14 protein-coding genes are annotated in these 15,472 nt (G+C 70.5%); 10 read left to right on the top strand and 4 right to left on the bottom strand.

From position 1 onward, the window contains the following. The 4 genes from ACQKIP_RS21700 to ACQKIP_RS21685 all read left to right on the top strand — a co-directional run. On the top strand, positions 1–1,083 hold a 1,083-nt coding region (locus tag ACQKIP_RS21700; protein ID WP_427743814.1), incomplete at its 5' end, for an APC family permease. Between the two features lie 106 nt (positions 1,084–1,189). Next, complete coding sequence (xseA, locus tag ACQKIP_RS21695) at positions 1,190–2,401, top strand: exodeoxyribonuclease VII large subunit (protein WP_365861741.1); 1,212 nt, start codon at positions 1,190–1,192, stop codon at positions 2,399–2,401. Positions 2,402–2,525: 124 nt separating this feature from the next. Next, the gene (locus ACQKIP_RS21690) at positions 2,526–2,786 is read left to right on the top strand and encodes an exodeoxyribonuclease VII small subunit (RefSeq protein ID WP_365861740.1); all 261 of its coding nucleotides are present in this window, start codon (positions 2,526–2,528) and stop codon (positions 2,784–2,786) included. A 197-nt stretch (positions 2,787–2,983) separates the two neighbouring features. Beyond that, the gene (locus ACQKIP_RS21685) at positions 2,984–3,574 is read left to right on the top strand and encodes a malonic semialdehyde reductase (protein ID WP_361181876.1); all 591 of its coding nucleotides are present in this window, start codon (positions 2,984–2,986) and stop codon (positions 3,572–3,574) included. A 132-nt stretch (positions 3,575–3,706) separates the two neighbouring features. Here ACQKIP_RS21685 and ACQKIP_RS21680 read toward each other — a convergent pair whose 3' ends face one another. After that, a complete protein-coding gene (locus tag ACQKIP_RS21680; RefSeq protein ID WP_365861739.1) occupies positions 3,707–4,225 on the bottom strand; it encodes a DUF4245 domain-containing protein in 519 nt (172 codons plus the stop codon). 162 nt (positions 4,226–4,387) lie between these two features. Between ACQKIP_RS21680 and glpX the strand changes: the two genes are divergently transcribed. After that, positions 4,388–5,425: a class II fructose-bisphosphatase gene (glpX, locus tag ACQKIP_RS21675; RefSeq protein ID WP_365861736.1), complete on the top strand. Its 1,038-nt coding sequence runs from the start codon at positions 4,388–4,390 to the stop codon at positions 5,423–5,425. Between the two features lie 77 nt (positions 5,426–5,502). Here glpX and ACQKIP_RS21670 read toward each other — a convergent pair whose 3' ends face one another. Further along, complete coding sequence (locus ACQKIP_RS21670; protein WP_365861734.1) at positions 5,503–5,883, bottom strand: WhiB family transcriptional regulator; 381 nt, start codon at positions 5,881–5,883, stop codon at positions 5,503–5,505. 155 nt (positions 5,884–6,038) lie between these two features. Next, the gene (locus tag ACQKIP_RS21665) at positions 6,039–6,719 is read right to left on the bottom strand and encodes a DUF1707 SHOCT-like domain-containing protein (RefSeq protein ID WP_365861732.1); all 681 of its coding nucleotides are present in this window, start codon (positions 6,717–6,719) and stop codon (positions 6,039–6,041) included. Positions 6,720–6,908: 189 nt separating this feature from the next. Here ACQKIP_RS21665 and ACQKIP_RS21660 point away from each other — a divergent pair, with 189 nt between their 5' ends. Then, positions 6,909–8,576, top strand: coding sequence for a fumarate hydratase (locus tag ACQKIP_RS21660; RefSeq protein ID WP_365861731.1), 1,668 nt, complete (start codon positions 6,909–6,911; stop codon positions 8,574–8,576). Between the two features lie 60 nt (positions 8,577–8,636). Here ACQKIP_RS21660 and ACQKIP_RS21655 read toward each other — a convergent pair whose 3' ends face one another. Continuing rightward, positions 8,637–10,190: a ricin-type beta-trefoil lectin domain protein gene (locus ACQKIP_RS21655; RefSeq protein ID WP_365861730.1), complete on the bottom strand. Its 1,554-nt coding sequence runs from the start codon at positions 10,188–10,190 to the stop codon at positions 8,637–8,639. Between the two features lie 122 nt (positions 10,191–10,312). Here ACQKIP_RS21655 and ACQKIP_RS21650 point away from each other — a divergent pair, with 122 nt between their 5' ends. The 4 genes from ACQKIP_RS21650 to ACQKIP_RS21635 all read left to right on the top strand — a co-directional run. Then, positions 10,313–11,725, top strand: coding sequence for a class II fumarate hydratase (locus ACQKIP_RS21650; protein ID WP_365861728.1), 1,413 nt, complete (start codon positions 10,313–10,315; stop codon positions 11,723–11,725). Positions 11,726–11,805: 80 nt separating this feature from the next. Then, positions 11,806–12,492 carry a cytidylyl-2-hydroxypropylphosphonate hydrolase gene (gene fomD / locus ACQKIP_RS21645; protein WP_365861727.1) on the top strand — a complete coding sequence of 229 codons (687 nt, stop codon included), beginning with the start codon at positions 11,806–11,808 and terminating at the stop codon, positions 12,490–12,492. Between the two features lie 127 nt (positions 12,493–12,619). Continuing rightward, the gene (locus ACQKIP_RS21640; RefSeq protein ID WP_365861725.1) at positions 12,620–13,312 is read left to right on the top strand and encodes a class I SAM-dependent methyltransferase; all 693 of its coding nucleotides are present in this window, start codon (positions 12,620–12,622) and stop codon (positions 13,310–13,312) included. A gap of 55 nt (positions 13,313–13,367) precedes the next feature. Next, positions 13,368–15,472 (top strand): SpoIIE family protein phosphatase (locus tag ACQKIP_RS21635; protein ID WP_365861724.1); only part of this gene is annotated, 2,105 nt, incomplete at its 3' end.

The following is a 15,472-nucleotide window of genomic DNA, read 5'->3' as shown; positions in this document are numbered from 1 at the left end:
GGCCCCGGCTTCATCGCCGGGTGGATGGCGATGCTCGACTACCTCCTCATCCCGGCCGTCGCCTATCTCTTCTCCGGTATCGCGATGGAGGCCCTGGTGCCTTCGGTGTCCCGGTGGGTGTGGACGGCGATCGCCGTCCTGGTGACGACCGCGCTCAATCTGTGGGGGGTACGGGCCGCCGCGCGGGTCGGGTTCCTGGTGCTCGCCATGGAGATCGTGGTCCTCCTCGTCTTCGTGGTGTCGGCGATCGTCGTCCTCGCGACGGACGGGGCGCAGCGGGACTGGCTCTCGCCGCTGAGCGGGGACGGCACGCAGGGGGCGTTCGCACTGGGGGCCGTGGTGGGGGCCGTGTCGGTGGCGGTGCTCTCCTATCTGGGCTTCGACGCGATCGCCTCGTTCGCGGAGGAGGTGACGGGGGGATCGGCGAAGGTGGCGCGGGCGGTGCTGTGCTGTCTGGCGCTCGCCGGTGTGCTGTTCATCGCCCAGACGTATCTGGTCGCGCTCCTGGAACCGATGTCGTCGGCGCAGCTCGCCGCCGAGCCCGCCAAGCAGGGGTCCGCTTTCTACGATGCGGTCGACTCGGCGGTCGGGGACTGGCTCCATGACCTGGTGGCCGTCAGCAAGGCGATCGGCGCGGCGTTCGCGGCGCTGGCCGGGCAGGCCGCGGCGGGGCGGCTGCTGTTCGCCATGGCGCGGGACCGGCGGCTGCCGGGGGCTCTGTCCCGTACGGATTCGGGTACGCCCCGGCTGGCCCTGCTCTGTGCGGCCGTCGTGACGATGGTCGCCGCGGTGTGGGCGGCTCGGCGGGACGACGGGATGGATCACCTGGTCTCGGTGGTGAATGTGGGTGCCTTGACGGCGTTCGTTTTGCTGCACGCGAGCGTGGTGGGGTGGTTCGCCGTGCAGCGGCGCGGGGGGCCCGTCAGCTGGTGGCGGCATTTGCTCGTTCCCGTGCTCGGGGCGGCGGTCACCATCGCGGTGATTGTCGAGGCTGCGGGGTCCGCGCAGGTGGTGGGGTTGGTGTGGTTCGTCGTGGGGCTTGCTGTGCTGGTTGCCCAGCGGGCTCGTCGTGGGGAGTCCTGAGCCGCCGCTTCGCGGCGGATGTCTCCCGCCCGCCCACCCGAATCTCCGGGTCCGGTCCTCCACGTAGGGGCGATGGGGTGTCAGAGGCGGCCTATACGCTCGGTGCATGGCTTTGAACACGTCCGCGGATGCTCCGCTGCCCGTCGGTGAGGTGTCGCGGCTCATCGGCGGGTGGATCGACCGGCTCGGTGCCGTGTGGGTCGAGGGGCAGATCACGCAGCTGTCGCGCAGGCCCGGCGCCGGCGTGGTGTTCATGACGTTGCGCGACCCCTCGCACGACATCTCCGTCAGCGTCACCTGTTACCGCCAGGTGTTCGACGCCGTCGCGGACGTCGTCTCCGAGGGCGCCCGGGTCGTCGTGCACGCCAAGCCCGAGTGGTACGCACCGCGGGGGCAGCTGTCCCTGCGGGCCGTCGAGATAAAGCCCGTCGGCGTGGGAGAACTGCTCGCGCGCATCGAGCAGTTGAAGAAGAGCCTGGCCGGGGAGGGGCTTTTCGCGCCCGAGCGGAAGAAGACGCTGCCCTTCCTGCCGCAGCTCATCGGGCTCGTCACCGGCCGCGCGTCCGCCGCCGAGCGTGACGTCCTGGAGAACGCGCGGCACCGCTGGCCCGCCGTCCGCTTCGAGGTGCGCAACGTCCCCGTCCAGGGCGTGCACGCCGTGCCGCAGGTCGTGCAGGCCGTGAAGGAGCTCGACGGGCTCGACGCCGTGGACGTGATCATCGTGGCCCGCGGCGGCGGCAGCGTGGAGGACCTGCTGCCCTTCTCGGACGAGCAGCTCGTACGGGCCGTCGCCTCCTGCCGTACGCCCGTCGTCTCCGCGATCGGCCACGAGCCGGACAACCCCCTCCTCGACTACGTGGCCGACCTGCGCGCCTCCACCCCGACCGACGCCGCCAAGAAGGTCGTGCCGGACGTCGGCGAGGAGTACGAACGGGTGCGGTGGCTGCGGGACCGGGCCCGGCGCTGCATGGACGCCTTCCTGGACCGCGAGGACCGCGGCCTCGCGCACGCCCTCGCCCGCCCCTCCATGGAGAATCCGCACCGCATGATCGAAGAGCGCGAGGAGCAGGTCTCGGCGCTCGTCGACCGCAGCCGCCGCACGCTCGGGCATCTCCTTGACCGCGCCGAGTCGGAGCTGACGCACACCCACGCGCGCGTGGTGGGCCTCTCCCCCGCCGCGACGCTCCAGCGGGGTTACGCGGTGCTCCAGAAGACCGATGGCTCGGTGGTGCGGGCCGCGGACGAGGTGACCGCCGACGAGGAGCTGCGCGCCCGGGTCGCCGAGGGCGAGTTCACCGTACGGACCGTAGATCCGTAGATCCGTAGATCTGAAGATCCGTGGATCTGCAGAAGCCGCGCGATAGATCCAGAGCAGCCGCGCGGCGCAGCGCACGCCGCACAAGCCACACAAGCCGTACGAACCGACATTTAGGGTGGGGCACATGACCAGCAAGACGGCCGAGGCCACGAGCCCGGCGGACGCACTCGGCTACGAGCAGGCGCGGGACGAGCTCATCGAGGTCGTACGCCGCCTGGAGACGGGCGGCACCACGCTCGAGGAGTCGCTCGCCCTGTGGGAGCGCGGCGAGGAGCTGGCCAAGGTGTGCCGCCGCTGGCTGGACGGCGCCCGCGCCCGCCTGGACGCGGCCCTCGCGGGGCCCGACGGGGACAGCGACGAGGACGAGACGGCGGACGACGACTGAGGAGGCGGCCGGGGGAGCCTGCCCGCCGGGGCCCTGCCCGCCGGGGAGACCCCGCCCGCTGGGACACCTCCCGCGACCTGGTGCGTTGTGAAGCGGATCACCTAACCCCGGATTTGGTTGAAACTTAAACCGCAGCGTCGTACGGTCGGTACCGCAAGCTGATCCACGCTCCACGCACGCACCGAGAAGGTTGATCCATGTCTCTCGTCCTTGACCCCGCCGCACAGGACCTGCTCTTCCGCGAGGCCCGCACCGCGAACTCCTTCACCGATGAGCCGGTCACCGACGAGCAGGTGCAGGCGATCTACGACCTGGTCAAGTACGGCCCGACCGCCTTCAACCTGTCGTCGCTGCGCGTCACCCTGGTCCGCTCCCCCGAGGCCCGCGAGCGCCTCGTCCAGCACATGGCCGAGGGCAACCAGCCGAAGACCGCGAGCGCCCCGCTCGTCGCGATCCTCTCCGCGGACAACGAGTTCCACGAGGAGCTGCCGGCGCTGTTCCCGCACTTCCCGCAGGCCAAGGACGTCTTCTTCTCCGAGCGCCCGGCCCGCGAAGGCGCCGCGCACCTCAACGCCGCGCTCCAGGCCGCCTACTTCATCATCGGCGTGCGCGCCGCCGGCCTGGCCGCGGGCCCGATGACCGGCTTCGACGCCGCCGGCGTCCAGAAGGAGTTCCTGGACGGCGACCACACCCCGCTGATGGTCGTCAACATCGGCAAGCCGGCCGAGAACGCCTGGTTCCCGCGCTCCCCGCGCCTTGAGTTCGACCAGGTCATCGAGACCGTCTGAGACTGAGCCAGCCAGCCAGCCAGCCAGGCAAGCAGGCAGCCAGCCAGGCAGGCAACAGGCAAGCAGTACGAGTGAGGGCCCCGGCGACAGCGCCGGGGCCCTCACTCATGTGCACGAACACGAATACAGACGTCAGGAAGTCTTCAGCGCCTGCGCCATCTCCGTCAGCTTGCCGAAGGACGCCGTACCCGCGACCACCGTCGTCGCGCCCTTGTCCTCGCGCACCAGGGCGTCGTACGTCGACCCCTTGTAGCGGTGCCACGTCTTGCCGCCGATCTCCTCGGTGGCCTTCGTACGCTCGGCCCGCTGCGTGGCCTCTTCGATGAACTCGGACGGCTTCGCCGTGGACTGCTTGACCGTGACGTACTCACCGGACGGGTCGAGGTACCCCAGGTGCCAGCTGTCGCCCTTCGAGCCGTCGAACCGCACCGACGTCGGCTTCCACGCCTTGGCCAGGCCCTCGGGGGCGGCCACCGGATACGCCGCCGCCCGGCGCGCGGACAGCAGCTCCACGCGGTAGTCGACGCGCTTGACGGGGCTCTTGGAGTCGTCGTGCGGGATGAAGACGTACATCGCACCGGCCACGAGGACGATCACCGCCATCGACCACAGCATGTTCCGTACGGTCTGTTTGCCTTGTCTGCCTGCCACGTCCCCATGTTCTCAGGCCGCCGGAACGACTCTGCCCCCGGTGGCCCCCAAGCGCCCGATCCGCTCATGCGTGGGGCCCTCTGCTCATTTTGTCGGCCTGCCGATAGAGTCAAGGCACACCCTCATCCGGCCGTCGTCGTATCAGCAGAAAGGTGCGCTCCGATGACCGAGCATCAGCATCATCTCCCTTCCGAGCTCGAAGTCTCTCCCGAGGCTCCCGACCGCAACCTCGCCCTGGAGCTCGTCCGGGTCACCGAGGCCGCCGCCATGGCCGCGGGCCGCTGGGTCGGCCGCGGCGACAAGATCGGTGCCGACGGCGCTGCCGTCAGGGCCATGCGGACCCTCGTCTCCACCGTCTCGATGAACGGCATCGTCGTCATCGGCGAGGGCGAGAAGGACGAGGCGCCGATGCTCTTCAACGGCGAGCGCATCGGTGACAGCACCGGCGCCGAGGTCGACATCGCCGTCGACCCGATCGACGGCACGACCCTGTGCGCGAAGGGGATGCCGAACGCCATCGCCGTACTCGCCGCCGCCGACCGCGGCGCCATGTTCGACCCGTCCGCGGTCTTCTACATGGACAAGCTGGTCACGGGCCCCGAGGCCGCCGACTACGTGGACATCAACGCCCCGGCGTCGGTCAACATCCGCCGTGTCGCCAAGGCCAAGGGCCGTTCGCCCGAGGACGTCACGGTCATGATCCTGGACCGCCCCCGCCACGAGGGCATCGTCAAGGAGATCCGCGAGACCGGCGCGCGCATCAAGTTCATCTCGGACGGCGACGTCGCCGGTTCGATCATGGCCGTGCGCGAAGGCACCGGCGTCGACATGCTCATGGGCATCGGCGGCACCCCGGAGGGCATCATCTCGGCCTGCGCGATCAAGTGCCTGGGCGGTGTGATCCAGGGCAAGCTGTGGCCCAAGGACGACGCCGAGCGCCAGCGCGCGCTCGACGCGGGCCACGACCTGGACCGCACGCTCTCGACGACCGACCTGGTCCAGGGCGACAACGTCTTCTTCGTCGCGACCGGCATCACGGACGGCGAACTGCTCCAGGGCGTTCGCTACGCCGCGGAGACGGCCTCGACCTCGTCCCTGGTCATGCGCTCCAAGTCGGGCACGATCCGCAAGATCGACTCGGATCACCGGCTCGCGAAGCTGCGCGCCTACAGCGCCATCGACTTCGACCGCGCCAAGTAGGCTGAATCGCGCGCGAGTTGCGCACGGCAGAGGGGGCGCCCCGTGCGGGGGACGCCCCCTCCGTTGCTTGCGCAGGTCTATCCCGCGGCGGCGATGGGCCCCGCGGACGTATGCGCGGCCTTCTTGAGCTCCACCTCGCGCCGGCGCCGCCTGGCGAGCACCACCCGGCGCTCCGCGGCGGTGAGGCCGCCCCAGACTCCGTACGGCTCGGGCTGGAGCAGTGCGTGCTCCCGGCACTCGACCATCACGGGACAGCGGGCGCAGACACGCTTCGCGGCTTCCTCGCGAGAGAGGCGTGCGGCGGTTGGCTCCTTGGACGGGGCGAAGAACAGCCCGGCCTCGTCTCGTCGGCACACCGCCTCGGTGTGCCATGGAGCGTCTTGGTTCCTATCGCGCACTGGCACCCGCGGGGCCGGAACAGCGGCGACCTGCAGGGACTGATGCGACGGCTGCAGCACGGGTCTACTCCTGACGACGGCTTCGCGAGCGAGAGACGATGCAGCAAGCTCTACCCGCTGTGCATGCGCCTATGCACTGAGTTCCGATGTACGAAAGTTCGCGCCGTCCGCGACGGGGTGCGCCCCGGCTCCGGTGGCCGGATGCGCCCCTTCGTTCAGTGCCCCAGATGCTTGCGCAGCTGCTTGTGCAGGTCCCTGACGAGCTTGCCCCGCTTGGGTTTCGCCTCGATGTTGCCCAGGACCGCGTAGCCGTCCACATAGACGACGGGGGCGTCCTGTTCGGCTGAATCCAGCATGTCCACTTCGAAGTTGCCGAGGACGCCGGTACCGCTGCCGCGCAGCGAGACGTTCTCCGGGACGCGGATCTCCACGTTGCCGAAGACGGAGATCGCCTTGATGACGACCTGGCGCTGCTCGAAGATCGCCTCGCTGAGGTCGATCTCCACATTGCCGAAGATCGCGTACGCGTGGGTGCGGCGGCTGACGCGCCAGCGGCCCTTGCGCACGGAGCTGCTGAAGACCGCGACCAGGTTCTCGTCGGCGACCGGGGGCACCGCGCCGTCCGAAGGCCGGATCGGGGCGGGCTCGGGCCGCGCCGTCGACCGCCCCGCACCGCTCGCCGCGGGCAGGTCGCTGACCAGCGGCTCCAGCTCACCCATGGTCTTGGAGCGGTAGACCCCGTCGATCCGCTCGGCGTGCTCCTCCGCGGTAAGACGGCCCTCGGCGAGGGCCTCGCGGAGGATGTCCGCCGTGCGGTCCCGGTCGGCGTCCGACGCGCGCAGGCCTGCCGGCTGCGTTTCCGGGTGGGTCTGCTGGGGGCGCTTGTCTAGGTCCACACCACTCAGCGTACCCAAACGCGATAGATCGCGACTACCCCCGGAGCACCCCGGAAGCACCCGGAGATTTCCCCGGGGCCCCCTACTGAGCCTTACCTCACAGGCCGAGCCCGATGTGCGCGTTCTACGCTGGTTGGCGCGCCGCCAATGGAGGCCGCGCCGCTGTCTGCCGAGTGAGGAATGGCCGTAATGCCAGAGTTTGAGTACTCCGATCTGCTCCCCCTGGGAGAGGACACCACGCCCTACCGGCTGGTGACCGCCGAGGGTGTCTCCACCTTCGAGGCCGACGGGCGGACGTTCCTCAAGGTCGATCCCGAGGCGCTGCGCAAGCTCGCCGCCGAGGCGATCCACGACATCCAGCACTACCTGCGGCCCGCGCACCTGGCCCAGCTGCGGCGCATCGTCGACGACCCGGAGGCCTCGGGCAACGACAAGTTCGTGGCGCTCGACCTGCTGAAGAACGCGAACATCGCGGCGGCGGGCGTGCTCCCCATGTGCCAGGACACCGGCACGGCGATCGTCATGGGCAAGCGCGGACAGCACGTCCTCACCGAAGGCGAGGACGAGAAGGCGCTCTCCAAGGGCATCTACGACGCGTACACGAAGCTGAACCTGCGCTACTCCCAGATGGCCCCGCTGAACATGTGGGAGGAGAAGAACACCGGCTCCAACCTGCCGGCCCAGATCGAGCTGTACGCGACCGACGGCGGCGCCTACAAGTTCCTCTTCATGGCCAAGGGCGGCGGCTCCGCCAACAAGTCGTTCCTCTACCAGGAGACGAAGGCCGTCCTGAACGAGGCCTCCATGATGAAGTTCCTGGAGGAGAAGATCCGCTCGCTGGGTACGGCCGCCTGCCCGCCGTACCACCTGGCGATCGTCGTCGGCGGCACCAGCGCCGAGTTCGCCCTGAAGACCGCCAAGTACGCCTCCGCGCACTACCTGGACGAGCTGCCCTCCGAGGGCTCCCCGACCGGGCACGGCTTCCGGGACAAGGAGCTGGAGGAGAAGGTCTTCGAGCTCACCCAGAAGATCGGCATCGGCGCGCAGTTCGGCGGCAAGTACTTCTGCCACGACGTCCGCGTGGTGCGCCTGCCGCGGCACGGCGCCTCGCTGCCCGTCGCCATCGCCGTCTCCTGCTCGGCCGACCGCCAGGCCACCGCGAAGATCACCGCCGAGGGCGTCTTCCTGGAGCAGCTGGAGACGGACCCGGCGCGCTTCCTGCCGGAGACCGAGGACTCCCACCTGGACGAGTCCGCGGACGTCGTCAAGATCGACCTCAACCAGCCGATGGACGACATCCTCGCCGAGCTCACCAAGCACCCGGTGAAGACCCGCCTCTCGCTGACCGGTCCGCTGGTCGTGGCCCGCGACATCGCGCACGCCAAGATCAAGGAGCGGCTCGACGCGGGCGAGGAGATGCCGCAGTACCTCAAGGACCACCCGGTCTACTACGCGGGCCCCGCCAAGACCCCCGAGGGCTACGCCTCCGGCTCCTTCGGCCCGACCACCGCCGGGCGCATGGACTCCTACGTGGAGCAGTTCCAGGCCGCGGGCGGCTCCAAGGTCATGCTCGCCAAGGGCAACCGCTCCAAACAGGTCACCGACGCCTGCGACGCGCACGGCGGCTTCTACCTGGGCTCGATCGGCGGCCCCGCCGCACGCCTCGCCCAGGACTGCATCAAGAAGGTCGAGGTCGTCGAGTACGAGGAGCTCGGCATGGAGGCGGTCTGGAAGATCGAGGTCGAGGACTTCCCGGCCTTCATCGTCGTCGACGACAAGGGCAACGACTTCTTCCAGAACCCGGCCCCGGAGCCGACGTTCACGCACATCCCGGTGCGCGGCCCCGGCCTGGCGTAGCACCACGTAAGGGCCCTCCACGCGCGCGTGGAGGGCCCTTACGCATGTGTCAGGCGTCCGTCAGGCGAACCGCTGGCCGGCCGCCCCGGTGCACTTCTGGAGCCGCAGCGGCTCCTTGGCACCCGACAGGGTCAGGCAGAGCCCGCTCGCGGCTGCGGGCCGCAGCGTCCCGGCGTCGCGGACGAACTTCTGGTTGCCGCCGCCGTGGCAGTTCCACAGGGTGACCGCTGTGCCTTCCTTGTAGGCGCCGTCGGGCACGTCAAGGCAGCGGTCCTGGGTCAGTCCGGTGTGCAGCGAGCCCCGCGATTCCTCGTACCACCAGTTCTGGTTGCGGTTGCCGGTGCAGTCCCAGCCCTGCACCTTGGTGCCGTTGCGGCTCTTCGACGCGTCGACGTCCACGCACGTCCCCGTGCCCGCGTTCTTCAGTGGCTTGTACGCGTCGTCCCAGCCGCCCCGGTAGAGCTTGGGGCTGCCGGTGCTCGCCGGGTCCGCGCAACCGCCCTCGCTCCAGCCGGAGTCGTAGATCTGCGTCAGGCAGGACGCGAAGGCCGCGTGGCCGCGGGCGTTGGGGTGGAAGGACTGGCGGACCGAATTGGAGTCCGGCGGGAAGGGGTTGGACAGTTCCACGTAGAGGCCGCGCGCCCAGGTGTCCTCCATGCAGACCTCATGGCCGTGGAAGAGCCGGGAGTTGTCGAGGTAGGTCGCGCCCGCCGCCTTCACCGCCTTGCGCATGCCCGTCTCGAAGGCGGGGACGGCGTAGTTGCGGCCCCACTCCGTGTCGGAGTCGTAGCCGAGACCGCCGCAGACCAGCTTGCCGGGGAACTTGGGGTTGTCCCGGAAGTCGGGGCCGATCGGGCTCGGGTAGCCCATGACGACCAGCTTGTAGTCGTCGCCCGCGTATCCGGCGTCCTTCATGACGGTCTTCAGGTCGCGGATCGACTGCTCGACCTTGGGCACCAGCGCGTCGACCCGCGCCTGCCAGCCCGCCGTGTACTTGCCCGCGCAGGCGCCCTGGCTGAGCAGGAAGCGCGTCACGCAGTCGGTCATCACCGGCGCGAATTCGAGGTCGTCGTTGGCCCCGATGACCAGCATGACCGCCTTGATCCTGGTGTTGCGCGCCTTGATGGCGAGGTTGTCGCTCTGCACCAGCTCGTCGGGGTACTGCTTCTGGCCGCCGATCCTGATGTTGACGGTCTGCGCTCCCGAGCAGGCGACGTTGTACGTCTCGTCGGCGGGAATGCCGGTGCGGTGGATCGCGGCGTCCGGGGAGCGGTGGCACCAGTTGTCGGGGCCGTCGGTGCCCGGTTCGTACGTGCCGACGCCCTCCCCCGAGATCTCGCTGTCCCCGAGCGAGATCAGCCCGGTCTTCCGTTCGGCCCGCGGGCGCTCGGCCGGGTCTCCGTAGAGCTTGGTCGCCTCGTCCGCCCGGATCTTCTCCAGTTCGGGCGACAGGGGCGTGGACAGGGGTGCGGTGCTCCCCCGGTGCTCCCGGTCCGTGCCGTCCGCCGCCTGCGCGGGCGTTCCCGCGACGGTGCCGAGCACCGCCGCCATCGCCACGGCGGCCGCGAACGTACATCGCAGCCTGCTCCGGCGGCCGTGTCTGATGCGCTTCATTGCGCCTCCCCGGTTTGGTGTTACCCACGGTTTTTACTGGTCAGTAAGAGCATTGGGAACACCTAGAACAAGACAAGTGCTCAACTTTTCGACGGGATCCGACGAAGGAGTAGGTTCGAGGGATGACCAGCGACGCCAGCGCAAGCGACAGCGGTGAGTACCGGATCGAGCACGACTCCATGGGCGAGGTGCGGGTTCCCGCGCACGCGAAATGGCGGGCGCAGACGCAGCGGGCGGTGGAGAACTTCCCCGTCTCCGGACAGCGCATCGAACGTGCGCACATCGCCGCGCTCGCCCGGATCAAGGCGGCCGCCGCGAAGGTCAACGCGGACCTCGGAGTGCTCGACAAGGACGTGGCGGCGGCGATCGCGGACGCGGCCGGCGAGGTGGCCGACGGCCGCTGGGACGAGCACTTCCCGGTGGACGTCTTCCAGACGGGGTCCGGCACCTCGTCCAACATGAACACGAACGAAGTCCTCGCGACGCTGGCCACGGAGAAGCTCGGCCGGGACGTCCACCCGAACGACCACGTGAACGCGTCCCAGTCGTCGAACGACGTCTTCCCCTCCTCGATCCACATCGCGGCCACCGGCGCCGTGACACAGGACCTGATCCCCGCGCTCGAACACCTGGCGGCCGCGCTGACGCGCAAGTCCGAGGAGTTCGCCGACGTGGTGAAGTCCGGGCGCACGCACCTGATGGATGCGACGCCCGTGACCCTGGGCCAGGAGTTCGGCGGCTACGCGGCCCAGGTGCGCTACGGCGTCGAACGCCTGCGGGCCTCGCTGCCGCGCCTGGCCGAACTGCCGCTCGGCGGCACGGCGGTGGGCACCGGCATCAACACCCCGCCCGGCTTCTCGGCGGCCGTGATCGACGAGGTGGCGCGGGTCACGGGGCTGCCGCTGACCGAGGCGCGCGATCACTTCGAGGCACAGGGCGCGCGGGACGGCATCGTGGAGACCAGCGGCCAGCTGCGCACGATCGGCGTCGGTCTCACGAAGATCGCCAACGATCTGCGCTGGATGGCGTCGGGACCGCGGACCGGGCTCGCCGAGATCAACCTGCCCGACCTCCAGCCCGGTTCATCGATCATGCCGGGCAAGGTGAACCCGGTGATCCCGGAGGCGGTACTGATGGTCGCCGCGCAGGTCACCGGCAACGACGCGACGGTCGCCGCGGCCGGTGCGGCGGGCAACTTCGAGCTGAACGTGATGCTCCCGGTCATCGGCAAGAACGTCCTGGAGTCGGTCCGGCTCCTGGCCAACGTGTCGCGGCTGCTCGCCGACCGGACGATCGACGGCATCACCGCGAACGCCGGGCGCGCCAGGGAGTACGCCGAGTCGTCGCCCTCCGTCGTCACCCCGCTGAACAAGTACATCGGGTACGAGGAGGCGGCGAAGGTCGCCAAGAAGTCCCTCGCCGAGCGGAAGACCATCCGCGACGTCGTGCTCGAAGGCGGCTACGTCGAGCGGGGCGAGCTCACGCTGACGCAGCTGGACGAGGCGCTGGACGTACTGCGGATGACGCGGCCTTAGGGCGTAGTTCCGCTACGCCCCGGCAGGTCCTCCCGGACGACTTCCGGGGGACCTGTCGGGGCGGCGACTAATATCTCTGCATGACAGACCTCACCACGCCGCCAACGACGAGCAGCGAAGCAGCACGCTGGGTTCCCGGCTCCCATGTGCTGTGGCGGTACAAGGACAACGCCGGGGACGGGATCCACATCTGCCGGCCCGTCACGGTCGTACAGGACACCGCGGAGCTGCTCGCCGTGTGGATGGCGCCCGGCACCGAATGCGTGAAGCCCGTCCTCGCCGACGGGACCGCCGTGCACCGCGAGCCCCTCGCCACCCGCTACACCAAGCCCCGCGCCCTGCGCAGGGACCGCTGGTTCGGCACCGGCGTCCTGAAGCTCGCACGACCCGCCGAGCCGTGGTCGGTGTGGTTGTTCTGGGACCCGGGATGGCAGTTCAAGAACTGGTACGTGAATCTCGAGGAGCCACGCGCGCGTTGGGCCGGAGGCATCGATTCCGAGGATCACTTTCTGGACATCTCCGTGCGGCCCGACCGTACCTGGCAGTGGCACGACGAGGACGAGTTCGCCCAGGCCCAGCGCGCCGGCCTGATGGAGGCCGGAAAGGCGCGGGAAGTCAGGGCCGCGGGGGACGCCGCCATCGACGTGATCCGTTCCTGGGGACGTCCGTTTTCGGACAACTGGCAGCACTGGCGCCCCGATCCGGACTGGGCGATTCCGCCCCTTCCGGATGACTGGGACCGCACGCCCACGCATGTGACGTCATGAGACCCTTGATGCGCCCCCATGGTTCAAACGTAGGATCGTCCTCCGCAAGGGCGCACAGCAGCAACTCAGCAGCAACTCCCTGAGCTTGCGCGATGCCTGACAGCATGTCATCGAGGGGCGGCAGAACGTGAGCGAGGCGAGCGAGCTCGACGGGTACGGCGCGCGAAGCGGCGTGCGGCCCGACCGGACGGGGCAGGCCGAGGCCTTCGACGCCATCGGAGCGCACTACGACGAAGCCTTCCCCCACAAGGACGGCCAGCTGGCCGCCGGGCGCAGGCTCGCCGACGCGCTGCCCGCCGGGTCGAGGGTCCTCGACGTGGGGTGCGGCACGGGAGTTCCCACCGCCCGGCAGCTCGCGGACGCCGGGCACCGGGTGCTCGGCATCGATCTCTCGTCCGGCATGCTCGACATCGCCAGGAAGAACGTTCCCGCGGACAACGCCGAATTCCGGCAGCTCGACCTGGCGGCGCTGCGAGCCGAAGGCCCCGACGCCGTCGGCACATTCGACGGGATCGCGGCTTTCTTCGCGCTCCTGATGCTGCCGCGCGCCGAAATCCCGTACGCTCTGCGGCTGCTGCACGGACTGCTGCGCCCCGGTGGTCTGCTCGCGCTCTCCATGGTCGAGGCCGACCTGGATGACGCGGGAATTCCGTTCCTGGGGCACACAATCCGGGTATCCGGTTACCTGCGGGACGAACTGCGGCAGGTAGTACGTGACGCGGGCTTCGACATCATCGACGAAGACACGTACTCCTACGCCCCGGCGAGTACCGACGTACCACCCGAACACCAGCTCTTCCTGCACTGCCGACGCGGCTGACCAAAGTAGCCACCGGACACCAAGGCGCAGCCCCGGACGGACGGATTCGAAACGCGTGACGGAGCACTCCATCCCCGACGAGGGCCGACAGCCCCGAGCTGCCCGGCCCGCCGCCCCCGCGGATCCCCGCGGGGCGCATGCGCGTGCCCGCAAGGCGCGGGACACCCAGGGCGCGCCCGCTCTCCCCGCACAGGCGCAGGCCCGTACGGGCGATGCCGCCGCCGGGCCCTGCGACGAGCACTCCCAGCCGTCCGGGCACGCGGGAGCGCAGCCCGACCCGCACCGGCCGCGCCCCGCCCCCGAAGGCGGGCCCGAACGCCCCGGCCCCGACCCGGCGGCCGGACGCGGCGGCGACCGGGACAGCCACGACGGCGCCCCCTCGGGCGCCCCCGGCGGTGAGGAGCGGCGTACGGGACAGCCACGGCCGCCCGGCTCCGGCCCCGCGGCGATGCGACGCGACGGTGACCGGCTGCGCTTCGTGGGCGCCGCGACCCGGCGCATCGCCCGCGGCATCGACCTGGACGAGATCGTGATGGGCCTGTGCCGGGCCACGGTGCCGACGTTCTCCGACGCGATACTGGTCTATCTGCGCGACCCGCTGCCGGTCGGCGAGGAGCGGCCGAGCGGCGCCCTCATCCTGCGGCTTCGCCGCACCGACCGGCTGCGTTCGATCGAGGAAGGCGCCGAGGACGTCGACACCGAGAGCGGCAACCCGCCCGCGCTCCAGGTGCAGAACGAACTCGTGACGACCGCCGAGCTGTGCGAGGTCCGCCCCGGCGGCGCCCTCGCCGAGGTCCTGCGCGGCGTACGCCCGGTCTTCGCCGACACCCCGGCCGCCCGCGCCGCACTGCCCGAACTGCTCGGCGAGGGCCGCACCGTGCCGCTCGGCCGGCGGACGATCCTCGCCCCGCTGCGCGGCAGACGCCGGGTGATCGGCGCCGCGGTGTTCCTGCGCCGCCCCGACCGGCCCGCGTTCGAGAACGACGACCTCCTGGTCGCCGCCCAGCTGGCCACGCACAGCGCACTCGGCATCGACAAGGCCGTGCTCTACGGCCGCGAGGCGTACATCGCCGACGAGCTCCAGCGCACGATGCTGCCCGAGACCCTGCCGCGCCCGACCGGCGTGCGCCTGGCATCGCGCTATCTCCCGGCCGCCGAGACGGCCAGGGTCGGCGGCGACTGGTACGACGCGATCCCGCTGCCCGGCAGCAGGGTCGCGCTCGTCGTGGGCGACGTCATGGGGCACTCCATGACCTCGGCGGCCATCATGGGCCAGCTGCGCACGACGGCGCAGACCCTGGCCGGGCTCGACCTGCCGCCCCAGGAGGTCCTGCACCACCTGGACGAGCAGGCCCAGCGCCTCGGCTCGGACCGGATGGCGACCTGCCTCTACGCGGTCTACGACCCGGTCGCGCACCGCATCACCATCGCCAACGCCGGCCATCCGCCGCCCGTCCTGCTGCACCTGGGAGGCCGCGCCGAGGTCCTGCGGGTCCCGCCGGGCGCCCCCATCGGCGTGGGCGGCGTCGACTTCGAGGCCGTGGAGCTCGACGCGCCCGCGGGCGCCACGCTGCTGCTCTACACGGACGGCCTGGTCGAGTCCCGCCTGCGCGACGTCTGGACGGGCATAGAGCAGCTGCGCGAACGGCTCGCCGCCACCGCCCAGTTGACGGGCCCGGACCATCCGCCGCCCCTCGAGGCCCTCTGCGACGACGTGCTCGACATGCTCGGCCCCGGCGACCGGGACGACGACATCGCGCTGCTCGCCGCCCGCTTCGACGGGATCGCGCCGAGCGACGTCGCGTACTGGTACCTGGAGCCGGAGGACGCCACGCCGTCGCGCGCCCGCCGCCTGGCTCGCAGCGCCCTGGAGCGCTGGGGCCTCCAGGAGCTGAACGACTCCGTGGAGCTCCTGGTCAGCGAGGTCGTCACGAACGCCGTGCGGTACGCGTCCCGTCCGGTGACCCTGCGGCTGCTGCGCACGGACGTCCTGCGCTGCGAGGTCGGCGACGACGTGCCGCAGCTGCCGCGGCTGCGCCAGGCGCGGGCCACGGACGAGGGCGGCCGGGGGCTCTACCTGGTCAACAGGCTGGCCCGGCGGTGGGGCGCGACACGGCTGAGCACCGGCAAGGTGGTGTGGTTCGAGCTGAACCACGGCTG

The organism is Streptomyces sp. NPDC059900 (genome assembly GCF_050270335.1).
Taxonomy (GTDB): Bacteria; Actinomycetota; Actinomycetes; order Streptomycetales; family Streptomycetaceae; genus Streptomyces.
The sequence above is the reverse complement of the archived record's forward strand: the minus strand, read 5'-3'. Positions and strand labels throughout refer to the sequence as shown.